The organism is Lientehia hominis (assembly GCF_021044755.1).
Taxonomy (GTDB): domain Bacteria; phylum Bacillota; class Clostridia; order Lachnospirales; family Lachnospiraceae; genus Lientehia; species Lientehia hominis.
The window spans coordinates 775,864-788,002 of the sequence record NZ_JAJNOR010000001.1 but is presented as its reverse complement, the minus strand read 5'-3'; the positions used below and the strand labels follow the sequence as shown (position 1 = coordinate 788,002).

Sequence of the window (12,139 nt, the reverse complement as noted above, 5' to 3'; positions counted from 1 at the left end):
AAATTGTACCTGAGATTTTTGTGAACAGAGAGGAGGGGCTGTTTTGCCCCAGGTGAATATACTCATTGTAAGCGGAAAAAAAGAAGCGGCGGACACCATAGAGCTTCATCTGGTCAGTGCGGGATATCAGGTGTACCGGGCCGGAAATGCCGAAGAAGGGTTTGATATCCTGGACGAAAAAGCCATTCATCTGGTAATCCTGGGCATGGCGGTATCCGGTATGGACAGCGTCTCCATGTGCAGGCAGATCAGGAAGGTCAGCAACATTCCTATCATCATGATCAGCGAAAGGATGGAAAATATGGATAAGATCATCGGACTCGGAAGCGGAGCCGATGATTATGTGACGGAGCCTGTGAACCCCCTGGAGGTAGTGGCCAGAGTGGGAGCGCAGCTCCGCCGTTATATGGAAATGGATACGGGGCAGGAAGAACCGGACGGAAAGGATATCTTGTCTGTCCGGGGACTGGTCATGGACCGGGTGAGCCGGCAGGTAAAAGTATACGGAGAGGAAGTGCGCCTGACTCCCATTGAGTTTGACGTATTGTATCTGCTCGCTTCCAATCCGGGGAAGGTCTTCAGCACCGATGAAATCTTCAGCCAAGTCTGGAGAGAACGGGTATACGAAGCTAATAATACAGTCATGGTCCATATCAGGAGGCTCCGGGGAAAGATGAAAGAAGATACCAGGCCGGAGAAGATCATCACCACCGTGTGGGGCGTGGGATATAAGATCGAGAAATGATAAAAATGCCGGCGTCCTGCCAGCCTTCAGGAAGGAGTGCCATGAAAGAAGAAAAGCATATGGAGGATTCCATGGCGGAGCAGGTCCATCTTCTGTTCCCAACCCATCTGAACGGGGCGGGCAGATTGTTCGGCGGCCAGCTCCTGGAATGGATAGATGAGGTGTCGGGCGTCGTAGCCAGAAGACACAGCGAATCAAATATCATCACGGCGGCTATCGACAATCTTCAGTTTAAGCAGGGTGCTTATGCAGGGGACACGGTGGTTCTTGTGGGCCGGATAACTCATGTGGGGAATTCCTCCATGGAGGTGAGGGTAGATACCTATGTGGAATCTCTGGACGGGATGAGGCGTCCCATCAACAGAGCGTATATCGTGATGGTGGCGTTGGATGAAGAAGAAAAACCAAAGCGGGTGCCCAGGCTGATCGTGGAGACACCAGGGCAGCAGGCCGAGTGGGAAGGAGCCGAAAAACGTCAGCGTCTTAGAAAGCGGAGAAGACTGGAAGGATTTTGAAAGAAAAATGCCTTTAGTTTTCGGCTTTTTTGTGATATAATAAAATAAGCAACTGCTGTTTTATGAATCTGAGGATTTTTAAATGGCTCCACAGGACTGGAAAGCAGGGTGAAAAATTGTATCGTGTGAGTGATGTAGTAGTATATGGATGCAGCGAGGTTTGTTCCGTCATGAGGATAGGATTTCCGGACTTTTTGGACGGAGGTGCGGAATATTACTATCTGCAGCCCCTGTGCTGTAAGGGGACGACGCTTTATGTAAAAACGGAAAATCCGAAAAAGAGGATTGTCCGGAAGATTATGAGCGGGCCGAACGCCGAGAAGCTTTTGGCGGAGATACCGAAGCTTAAATCCTTGTATAACGAGGACGAGAGACAACGGCAGAAGGAGTATGCAGAGGTACTGCATTCCTGCGAATTTGAAAAATGGCTGCAGATGTGGAAGGGGATAAAGGAAGAGAAGCGGAGGCGTCTTGCCCACGTGAAGAAGCTGGGCATTTCCGATGAGCAGAATCTGAAAAAGGTAGAGGCCAGTCTCTGTGCAGAAACCGCTGAGATTTTCCAGATTTCAATAGAACAGGCCGGAGACAGATTGAACGGGGCTTTGGCAGAAGGATAAAATTACTGGGCGTGAGAGTGATCTTACGCCTTTTTAATTTAGCGGAAGGAAGCACAGAAGGGCTCTTAAAAATATTGATGAGATGTCACAGTCAGCGTTTGATGAAATTATAGAAAAATATATAGAAATGAATATCGCCCACCCCTTCAGAGAAGGGAATGGGCGCAGTTGTAAGGAACTGGTTTTGTTGTTTTTTAGTTGTCCTCTGCATCGGATTCGGACAGGCTGTAGCTCTTCTGCCGTTTCCGGGCCATTTCATCACTCTCCAGGTATTCGTCATAGGTGGTGATCTTATCGATCAGGCCGCCGGGCGTAAGCTCCATGATGCGGTTAGCTGTGGTTTGTACGAACTGATGGTCGTGGCAGGAGAACAGGATGACGCCGGAATATTTGATCAGGGCGTTATTAAGAGCCGTAATGGCCTCCATATCCAGATGGTTGGTGGGCTCATCCAGTATCAGCACGTTTGTAGCCTGGATCATCATCTTGGACAGCTGGCAGCGGACCTTTTCACCTCCGGACAGGACCTTCACCTTTTTAACGCCGTCGTCTCCTGCGAACAGCATACGGCCCAGGAAGCCGCGGACATAGGTCACGTCCTTCACCGGTGAGAACTGGGTCAGCCAGTCCACGATGGTCAGATCGTTGTCGAACTCCGAGGTATTGTCCTTGGCAAAATAAGCCTGAGAAGTGGTCACACCCCATTTGTAGGAGCCCTCGTCAGGCTCCATTTCTCCTGCGAGAATCTGGAATAAAGTGGTTTTTGCCAGCTCATCGGAGCCGACGAAGGCCACTTTGTCATTCCGGCCGAGTATGAAGGAGATGTTATCGAGCACCTTTACGCCTTCGATGGATTTGGAGAGGTTCTCCACGGTCAGGATCTCGTTCCCGATTTCTCTCTCCGGGCGGAAATCAATATAAGGATATTTACGGCTGGAGGGTTTGATCTCGTCCAGCTGAATTTTTTCCAGGGCGCGTTTCCTGGAGGTGGCCTGCTTGGATTTGGAGGCATTCGCCGAAAAACGCTGGATGAATTCCTGCAGTTCTTTGATCTTTTCTTCCTTTTTCTTGTTGGCTTCCTTCATCTGCTTGACCATCAGCTGGCTGGATTCATACCAGAAATCATAGTTTCCGGCATAGAGCTGAATCTTGGCATAGTCGATGTCCGCGATGTGGGTACAGACCTTATTCAGAAAATAACGGTCATGGGATACTACGATGACTGTGTTTTCAAAGTTGATCAAAAACTCTTCCAGCCAGGCGATAGCGTCCAGATCCAGATGGTTGGTAGGCTCATCTAAGAGCAGGATATCCGGATTTCCGAACAGGGCCTGCGCCAGCAGCACCTTTACCTTATCGTTGCCGTTTAAATCCTTCATGAGGGAGTAATGGAGCTCCGGGCCGATGCCAAGGCCGTTGAGCAGTGTAGCGGCGTCGGACTCCGCTTCCCATCCGTTCATATTGGCGAATTCCGCCTCCAGGTCAGCGGCCCTGATGCCGTCTTCATCGGAAAAGTCCGGTTTGGCGTAGATGGCTTCTTTTTCCTTCATGATTTCCACTAGACGGGGATTTCCCATCATCACCGTGTCAAGGACCACACAGTCGTCATATTTGAAGTGGTCCTGCTGAAGGAATGAGAGACGCTGCCCGGGGGTGATGATGACTTCTCCCTTGGAAGAATCCAGCTGTCCGGACAGGATCTTGAGGAAGGTGGATTTCCCTGCACCGTTGGCTCCGATGAGGCCATAGCAGTTGCCTTCTGTAAATTTGATATTCACATCTTCAAAAAGAGCTTTTTTTCCGATGCGGAGTGTGATATTGTTTGCACTGATCATCTAAACTTTCCTTTCTATCTTTAACAGGTCTGTTTTTATGGGTTTTCCGTTTCCTGATTATAAGCTGTCAATCCTATATTTTACAGGAAAATCCGCATTTTGCAAGTAAAAGTTTCGGTTGCCTGCATATGCGGGATGGTTTATAATGAAAACTAGCTTTACGCTGCTGATGATTTACAGACTGGAGCCGGAAATTATTAGGAGAAAATTATGAAGAAAATGATTTCTTGGAATGTCAACGGGCTGCGGGCTTGTGTGACAAAAGGATTTTTAGAGTATTTTAAAGAGACGGACGCAGATGTGTTTTGTATACAGGAGACGAAGCTGCAGGAAGGGCAGATCGATCTGCCGGCAGAAGGATACCACCAGTATTGGAATTATGCGGAGAAAAAAGGGTATTCGGGAACAGCTGTATTCACGAAGGAGGAGCCTCTTTCTGCGGCATTCGGCATTGGAGTGCCGGAGCACGACAAAGAAGGCAGGGTGATAACCCTGGAGTATCCGGAATATTACCTGATGACCTGTTATACCCCTAACTCACAGAATGAGCTCGCCCGGCTTCCATACCGGATGGAATGGGAGGACGCTTTCCTCAGTTATTTAAAAAAGCTGGAGGAGAAAAAGCCTGTAGTGTTCTGCGGAGATCTGAACGTGGCGCATAAGGAGATCGATCTTAAGAATCCCAAGACAAACAGAAAGAACGCGGGTTTCACCGATGAGGAGAGGAATAAATTCAGCGGGCTTTTGGAGTCCGGTTTTGTGGATACGTTCCGGTACTTTTATCCGGATAAGACGGAGATATATTCCTGGTGGTCCTACCGCTTCAGCGCCAGAGCAAAGAATGCCGGCTGGCGTATCGATTATTTCTGCGTTTCAGAGAGCCTTGCGGACAAGCTGGTGAGCGCGGACATCCACACGGATGTGCTGGGTTCCGACCACTGCCCGGTGGAGCTGGTGATCGCGCTATGAACCTGCTCACCATTGAGAATCTGACGAAGTCCTATACGGACAGACAATTATTTGACCACGTATCCTTTTCGCTGGGAAGCGGGGAGAAGGTAGGGGTCATCGGCATCAACGGCACGGGGAAGAGCACTCTTCTGCGTATTGCAGCCGGTTTGGAAGAACCGGACGGGGGCACGGTATCTATGGGGAATGGGCTGCAGGTACGTTATCTCCCTCAGACGCCGGTATTTAAAGAAGAAAGTCATGTCCTTGCCTGCGTGCTCTCGGGGAATGTGACAGAGCAGAATAAATGGGATATCGAGAGCCAGGCCAAAGCCATGCTGAATACACTGGACATACCGGATTTTACGCAGCCGGTGGAAGAGCTGTCCGGCGGCCAGAGAAAGAGAGTGGCTTTGGCGAATACGCTGCTGTCATCTTCGGATATTCTGATTCTGGATGAGCCGACCAACCATCTGGACAGCGAAATGGCCGGATGGCTGGAAGACTATTTAAAACGGTTCAGAGGAGCCGTTATTATGGTCACCCATGACCGATATTTTCTGGACAGTATCTGCAGCCGGATCGTAGAGCTTGACAAAAGGTGTCTTTACAGCTATCAGGCCAATTATTCCGGATTTCTTCAGCGAAAAGCGGAGAGAGAGGCCATGGCATTGGCGGCGGAACGAAAAAGACAGAGCCTTCTTAAGACAGAGCTCGCGTGGATGATGCGGGGGGCACGGGCCAGATCTACCAAGCAGAAAGCCCATATCCAGCGGTTTGAGGAGCTGCGGGATGCCAAAGCGCCGGAGTCCGATGCCGGAGTGGAGATAAACTCGGTGAAGAGCCGCCTTGGCAAGACCACCGTGGAGCTTCATGGGATATCCAAGTCCTACGGAAAGAATATCCTGATAAAGGATTTCACTTATATCTTTTTAAAGGATGACAGAATCGGCGTCATTGGCCGGAACGGCTGCGGCAAATCTACGCTTATGAAGATCATAATGGGAGCAGAGCCGCCGGATGAAGGAGAGCTTGTCGTCGGCCAGACGGTAAAGCTGGGCTATTTTTCCCAGGAAAATGAATATATGGATTTGAGTTTGAGGGTGATCGATTATATCCGGAATGTGGCGGAATACGTACCGACGGCCGACGGCAGCATAAGCGCTTCCCAGATGCTGGAGCGTTTCTTATTTCCGCCGGATATTCAGTATACTGTCATAGAACGTCTTTCCGGCGGAGAACGGCGCCGGCTTTATCTTCTGCGGGTACTGATGGAAGCCCCCAATGTACTGATCCTGGATGAGCCGACCAACGATCTGGATATCCGGACATTGATGGTCCTGGAGGATTATCTGGATACCTTTCCGGGGATTGTCATCTCTGTGTCCCACGACCGTTATTTTCTGGACCGGGTGACAAGAAGGATTTTTGCCTTTGAAGGTAATGGGACGCTTGTCCAATATGAAGGCGGTTATACGGACTATCAGACGGCGGCAGAACGAAAACGCGCAGAGCAGGAGGCTTTTGAGAATGACCGGGGGCAGAACGGAAGGCCTGGAGGGCAGCGGGAGAATGTGGAACCCGCCGCGCAGGCATGGAAGCAGGATTCTCGGATGAAGCCTAGGAAACTTAAATTTACATTTCAGGAGCAAAGGGATTTTGAAACGATAGAAGGGGAGATAGAGGCTCTGGAGACAGGGATTTTAGAAAAAGAGGCGGCCATAGAGGAAGCGGCCGCGAATTATGGCAGGCTCAGCCGTCTGATGGAAGAAAAACAGGAGCTGGAGAGCAGGCTGGAGGAAAAAATGGAGCGCTGGATGTACCTGGAAGACTTGGCCGCCAGAATCGAGGCCGGGGAAACGGTTTCATAATAAAAGGAGGATAGCCTTGGATAAAATTCAAGTGGAGACATCATGGGTTAGGCCGCTTCCGCTGGGAGCGCAGACAGAAAACGGACGTGTCCATGTGGCATTTACTTCTGAAACGGAGGGGACCGCCAGGATCCATCTTTATAAAAAGGGGAGAGAAAAAGAAACGAAGAGCTTTGTTTTTCCGGAGGAAAACAGGATGGGGGACGTGCGCTATATAGCCATGTCCGGTTTTCGGCCGGAGGAATATGAATACAGCCTGTCGGTGGACGGAAAACCGGTAAGGGATATGTGTGCCCGCCTGGTGGCCGGGCGGAGCAGATGGGGGACGCAGGCGGAGACCGGCGCCCCTGTCAGGTATGGGTTTTTAACGGAAGGCTTTGACTGGGGACAGGATAAAAGGCCGGGTTATCCTTTTGAGGATACAATCCTCTACCGCCTTCATGTGAGAGGATTTACAAAGCATTCTTCTTCCGGCGTCAGGCATAAAGGGACATTTGAGGGCATTTTGGAGAAGATTCCGTATCTGAAGGAGCTGGGCGTCACTATGGTGGAGCTGCAGCTGCCGGATGAGTTCACGGAGCTTCCCGCCGCACAGTCATGTTCCGGTCCCTTTGATTCCGGGAAGGCAGAGGGGAAGCTCAATTACTGGGGATATGGACCCGCATACTGTTTCGCTCCGAAAGCGGCGTATGGACTGCCGGAAAATGCAGCCGGGGGTGTGGATATCCAGTTTAAGCGGCTGGTGAAAGCCCTCCATGAGAATGGGCTGGAGCTCTCAGTGGAGCTTTATTTCGAGCCGGACGCGGGGACACCGTATCTGCTGGAATGTCTCCGCCACTGGGTACAGGAATATCATGTGGACGGTATCCATATCGGCGGACGTTTCGACGCCAGGTCAGTATCAGAGGATCCCTCACTGAGAGGAGTAAAATTGTTTGCGGGCGGATGGGACGGGGCCTGCCCCGCTGGAAAACGGTATCTGGCAGATTACCGGGATGATTTTTTAAAGGATATGCGGAAGTTCATCAAGGGAGATGAAGACCAGCTCCGTCCTCTGATCTTTCATATGAAAGAAAATGGAGGGGTCAGGGGAAAGGTCAATTTCCTGGCGAATACCGATGGTCTTACCATGATGGACATGGTTTCCTACGACAGGAAGCACAACGAAGCCAACGGTGAGAATGGGAAGGACGGCACCGATTATAACTACAGCTGGAACTGCGGTGTGGAAGGACCGACTAAAAAGAGAAGGATTTTGGAGCTGCGGAAGCGGCAGCTTCGAAACGGATGGGTGCTTCTTATGCTTGCCCAGGGAATGCCTCTTATATTGGCCGGAGATGAATGGGGGAATTCTCAAGACGGAAATAACAATGCTTACTGTCAGGACAATGCGGTGGGCTGGGTGAACTGGAAAAAAGGGCGTTTAAATGAAGACATATATCAGTTTGCGAGATATATGATCCAGTTTCGGAAAAGACATCCGATGCTCCATAAGACGGGAGGTCTGAGGAGCATGGATTATCTGGGAGCGGGCTGTCCGGACTTTTCTGTCCACGGAGAGGCTCCCTGGTATCCGCAGTTCGAGAATTACAGAAGGCAGATGGGCTTTTTATACAGCGGGAAATATGCGGAAGGAAGTGAGGACGAGGATATCTACGTTATCCTCAACATGCACTGGGAATCTCACGTCTTTTCCCTTCCTCATACAGGCGGGCTGTGGCATTTGGCGGTTCATACGGCGAAGGAGGAAATAAACGGTTTTTTCCTGGAGCCGCATGTTCTGGAAGAGCAGGATTCCTTTAAGCTGGAACCGAGGAGCATCGCTGTCTTTGTCTCGAAAAGGAGTTCCCGGCCGGAAGATGAGGCAGGCAGAAGGCATAGCAGAGATTGGGAGAAAGCCGGAAAATGATGGAAAAGAAAATAGGGTTCAGCGCGCTGGCGCTGAAATGGATAGCGGTGATCACGATGCTTACGGATCATCTGGGGATTGCCCTTCTGGGGAAGGCGCCGGACGCGGTCTGCGGGGGCATGAGGATCGCCGGGAGGCTGGCGTTCCCCATTTACTGCTTCCTGCTGGTAGAGGGCTTTTATCATACCAGCAATATAAAAAAATATTTAATACGTCTGGGCGTGTTTGCGCTGATATCGGAAATCCCCTTTGATCTGCTTTTATTCGGACGGATATTTTATGCAGACTATCAAAACGTATTTTTTACTCTGTTCATTGGCCTGCTGCTGCTGTATCTTTACAACCGGTTCCTGGCTAATGTGCAGCCCATATATGCCATCATGGCTTTTGTTTCTATGCTGTGTCTGGCGTTTGTGATTCGGAGCGATTACGGGGCAGAAGGCGTGCTGATCATTTTTTTGTTTTATTTTTTCCGCGCCCGTCCAGTCCCTATGGTCATCAGTGTCGGCATCGTCCTGTTCTTAATGGGAGGAATCGAGCCTTTTGCCATGCTGGCATTTCTGCCGATCGCGGTATATAACGGAGAGAGAGGCGGCAGGGTCCCGGATTCCCCGGCGAAGCGTATATGGCAGAAATATTTCTTCTATTGCTTTTATCCGGTTCATTTAGTTTTATTGTGGGCAGCGGAATATTTTCTGCTCTCCTGAAAAAAGACGAACATAAAGAGATTGGAGTGTATGTTATGGGAAACAACGCAGAGACAAAGAGAGAGGGAATCATCGTGGCAGGAACGCTCACACTGGATCTGACTCCGGTATTTGAGTCCCAGAAAAAAGCCGGAGCCGTAGAGGAAATCCTGGTTCCCGGAAAGGTCGTTCATGTGGCGGGCATCGACATCCACCCGGGCGGGGCCGTTTCGAATACGGGCCTTGGTCTTAAGGTCCTGGGGGCAAAGGTACATCCTATTGGAAAAGTAGGTAAAGACGAGCTGGGAGACATCGTCTGCCGTTATTACGAAAAGTATGGAGCGGCCGGAGATTTAATTGTAGACGGCAGCATTTCCACGTCATATTCCATTGCGCTGGCGCCTCCTGGAATCGACCGGATTTTTCTTCACGATCCCTGCGCGGGTAATACCTTCCGGAAGGATGATATCGACAAAACGCTTTATGAAACAGCCGAGGTCTTCCATTATGGATATCCGCCGGTCAGCCATTACCTTTATATCAATGAAGGGGCGGAGTGCATTGCCATGATGAAGGAAGCGAAGGAAGCAGGAGTGGCCACTTCCGTAGACTTATGCGCGGTAGACCCGGAATGTGAGAGCGGCCGGGCGGACTGGATCGGGATCATCCGGAGGCTTTCTCCGTATGTGGATTTCTTCGAGCCGAGTATTGAGGAGCTCATATTCTATCTGGACAGGGATAAATATAACCGCCTGTTTGCCGAGGCGCAGAACGGTGATATGATCGGGCTTCTGGATATGGAAAGGGATGTGAAGCCTCTGGCAGAGCAGCTGATTTCCTGGGGAGCAAGAGTAGTGCTTGTGAAATGCGGATATAAGGGATTATATTTGATGACTGCAGGAGCAGGTGCCCTGGCCGGGATCGGAGGAGGCATCACACTCGATCCGGAGGATTGGGCGGATAAAGCGTGCTTTGAGAGAAGCTACGTGCCGGATCAGGTGCTTTCAGGCACGGGCGCGGGAGATACGACCATTGCTGCATTCCTTTATGCAGTGACGCAGGGATATTCCAGAGAAAGATGCCTGCAGCTGGCGGCGGCGACGGGAGCGTCCTGTGTGGAATCCTATGATGCACTGGGCGGCCTGAAGAGCTTCGAAGAGCTGATACGGAAGATCGATGCAGGCTGGAAAAAACAATAGCAAAAGGAATTTTTCCGAAACGGCCTGAATGCCATGATCAAGAAGTGGCTGCGGAATGACTGCGAAGAATCGCCGGAAGAGATAGCCGCCATTATTATGGCGGAATATGGGGCAAAGTGAGCGGAGGATATCCCCAATGTGAACAATGCGGCCCGCTGTATTATGTGCGCGGGCCGCTTATATTGTCCGATCAGAGTCTTGTTTTTTTCAGACAGGCCTGTATTGCGCGGCCGATGAATTCTGCCGCGCCGCTTCCGTATTTTTTGTCGGTGGTTTCAATGAAAGCGGGATTTGTCAGATAGAGCTCAGCCATGAAGGACCAATGGTTTTCTCCCATGTCCATGGTTCCATTACATTCATTAGTGAAAAAAATCAATTCCCGGACAGCTTCCTGGACCTCGGGAGAGGCGGTATCCCTGCTTAAGTCAGTCGTGAGCTTTTTGGTGAGTTCTTCTGTTTTCTCAATGAGACCGGGAATCTCCGATTGGGAAACAGAAGGGCCGTGGGATAGATATTCCTGGAAATTCTTTTTCATGGCGTTTGTGAAAGCTTCCAGGCTGCCATATTCTCTTACCGCCATATCTGTTATTTTTTCTTCATTTCCTTTTAATTCAGAGATTATCTTGTCGAATGCTTCCATACTTCCCAGACGTTCCGTAATCTCATCCCCATGTGCCGTTCTGAAGTCATACAGGGCTCGGAAATAGTCGTTCATATCAAAATCTTTAAATTCCATGCATCGTTCTCCTTTCACGAGTTTGTCCAATAGATCCAGCAGAGCGTTCAGCCGGTCGCGCTTTATGAGGATCAGTTCTCTCTGCTTTTCAAATGCTGCGGTTTTGTCAAACCGCGGGTTTTCCATGATTGCCTTGATTTCTTTTAAAGTGAAATCCAGTTCCTTAAAAAACAGTATCTGCTGCAAAACCTCCAGCGCGGCGTCATCATATAAGCGATATCCCGCGGCGGTCACCTTTGTCGGTCTGAACAGGCCGATTTCGTCGTAGAACTGAAGGGTCCGTACACTGATACCGGTGAGCGAAGAAACTTGTTTTACAGTCATCATATCTGATCACCTCCCTGAACTATACTGTACACTATCACCATGCGTTAGAGTCAATGGTTTTTTCTTCCGTACCATATATCTTGTTTTAAAAAAATGCGCCGCCCAACAGGGGCGGCGCACCGAGGAGATACCTGTTTATGGTATTTTTATTCCGCGGCAGAAGGAGGACGGTCATTCTGGATAGAAGAGCCGTTTTTCTCCGATGTTTGCCAGGACTTCCTTCAGGTACCGGTCTGCCAGATAATTGGCCATCGGAAGGTTCATATCCATGTAGTTGCCGCAGTCTCTGGCTCTGGCGCCGGGGACTTCACCGTTAAAATCACGGATGAAAGTGAACATTTCCGTCATCAGAGGTACGATGTCCCTGGATTCGTAATCTCCCGCGAGGAGGAGATAGCAGCCGGTGCGGCAGCCCATGGGACCGAAATAGACCGTTTTGCTTCCGTACACAGGATGGTTCCGCAGAAATGTTGCTCCCAGATGCTCAATAGTGTGCAGCTCGGCTGTATTCATAACCGGTTCATGATTGGGCCGGGTCATCCGGATATCGAAGGTAGTGACGACTTCTCCTCCCACATGATCTTTTCTGGATACATAAAGACCTGGCAGCAGAGCCAGATGATTTACGGTGAAACTGGCGATTTTCTCCATAGTTGTCTCCTTTTCCTTTTGCATATCAATGCTACCAGTATAACGGAACGGGGGCAGAAGAGCAAGAGAAAACCGTCTGTTGACAGGGGCCGGAGCGGGT

11 protein-coding genes and 2 pseudogenes are annotated in these 12,139 nt (G+C 50.2%); 10 read left to right on the top strand and 3 right to left on the bottom strand.

All coding sequences use genetic code 11. The features are described 5' to 3' along the window. Positions 1 to 43 precede the first annotated feature (43 nt). The 4 genes and pseudogenes from LQE92_RS03580 to LQE92_RS03565 form a co-directional block, all read left to right on the top strand. Positions 44 to 745 (top strand): winged helix-turn-helix domain-containing protein, encoded by a 702-nt coding sequence (locus LQE92_RS03580; RefSeq protein WP_231061616.1) that lies wholly within the window; start codon positions 44 to 46, stop codon positions 743 to 745. A 41-nt stretch (positions 746 to 786) separates the two neighbouring features. Continuing rightward, complete coding sequence (locus tag LQE92_RS03575; protein WP_231061615.1) at positions 787 to 1,260, top strand: acyl-CoA thioesterase; 474 nt, start codon at positions 787 to 789, stop codon at positions 1,258 to 1,260. Positions 1,261 to 1,322: 62 nt separating this feature from the next. Then, positions 1,323 to 1,877 carry a CarD family transcriptional regulator gene (locus LQE92_RS03570; RefSeq protein ID WP_231061614.1) on the top strand — a complete coding sequence of 185 codons (555 nt, stop codon included), beginning with the start codon at positions 1,323 to 1,325 and terminating at the stop codon, positions 1,875 to 1,877. 61 nt (positions 1,878 to 1,938) lie between these two features. Beyond that, positions 1,939 to 2,052, top strand: a pseudogene (locus LQE92_RS03565) (protein adenylyltransferase Fic); the annotation flags it as partial. Between the two features lie 19 nt (positions 2,053 to 2,071). Here the strand turns inward: LQE92_RS03565 and LQE92_RS03560 are convergent. Beyond that, a complete protein-coding gene (locus LQE92_RS03560) occupies positions 2,072 to 3,712 on the bottom strand; it encodes an ABC-F family ATP-binding cassette domain-containing protein (protein ID WP_231061613.1) in 1,641 nt (546 codons plus the stop codon). Between the two features lie 210 nt (positions 3,713 to 3,922). Here LQE92_RS03560 and LQE92_RS03555 point away from each other — a divergent pair, with 210 nt between their 5' ends. From LQE92_RS03555 to LQE92_RS14670, 6 genes and pseudogenes are all read left to right on the top strand, one after another. Continuing rightward, complete coding sequence (locus LQE92_RS03555; protein WP_231061612.1) at positions 3,923 to 4,681, top strand: exodeoxyribonuclease III; 759 nt, start codon at positions 3,923 to 3,925, stop codon at positions 4,679 to 4,681. Next, positions 4,678 to 6,531 carry an ABC-F family ATP-binding cassette domain-containing protein gene (locus LQE92_RS03550; RefSeq protein ID WP_231061611.1) on the top strand — a complete coding sequence of 618 codons (1,854 nt, stop codon included), beginning with the start codon at positions 4,678 to 4,680 and terminating at the stop codon, positions 6,529 to 6,531. Before LQE92_RS03555 ends, LQE92_RS03550 begins: the two co-directional genes overlap by 4 nt. Positions 6,532 to 6,547: 16 nt before the next feature. Beyond that, positions 6,548 to 8,440 carry an alpha-amylase gene (locus LQE92_RS03545; protein ID WP_231061610.1) on the top strand — a complete coding sequence of 631 codons (1,893 nt, stop codon included), beginning with the start codon at positions 6,548 to 6,550 and terminating at the stop codon, positions 8,438 to 8,440. Continuing rightward, positions 8,437 to 9,147, top strand: coding sequence for a TraX family protein (locus LQE92_RS03540; RefSeq protein WP_231061609.1), 711 nt, complete (start codon positions 8,437 to 8,439; stop codon positions 9,145 to 9,147). The genes LQE92_RS03545 and LQE92_RS03540 overlap by 4 nt, the downstream gene beginning before the upstream one ends. Positions 9,148 to 9,182: 35 nt before the next feature. Then, on the top strand, positions 9,183 to 10,325 hold the full coding sequence (locus LQE92_RS03535; protein WP_231061608.1) for a carbohydrate kinase family protein: 1,143 nt from the start codon (positions 9,183 to 9,185) through the stop codon (positions 10,323 to 10,325). 18 nt (positions 10,326 to 10,343) lie between these two features. Next, a pseudogene (locus LQE92_RS14670) lies at positions 10,344 to 10,445 on the top strand (TetR-like C-terminal domain-containing protein); the annotation flags it as partial. Positions 10,446 to 10,515: 70 nt separating this feature from the next. Here the strand turns inward: LQE92_RS14670 and LQE92_RS03530 are convergent. After that, positions 10,516 to 11,388, bottom strand: coding sequence for a MerR family transcriptional regulator (locus tag LQE92_RS03530; protein WP_231061607.1), 873 nt, complete (start codon positions 11,386 to 11,388; stop codon positions 10,516 to 10,518). Between the two features lie 171 nt (positions 11,389 to 11,559). Further along, positions 11,560 to 12,039 carry an S-ribosylhomocysteine lyase gene (locus LQE92_RS03525; protein WP_231061606.1) on the bottom strand — a complete coding sequence of 160 codons (480 nt, stop codon included), beginning with the start codon at positions 12,037 to 12,039 and terminating at the stop codon, positions 11,560 to 11,562. Positions 12,040 to 12,139 lie beyond the last annotated feature (100 nt).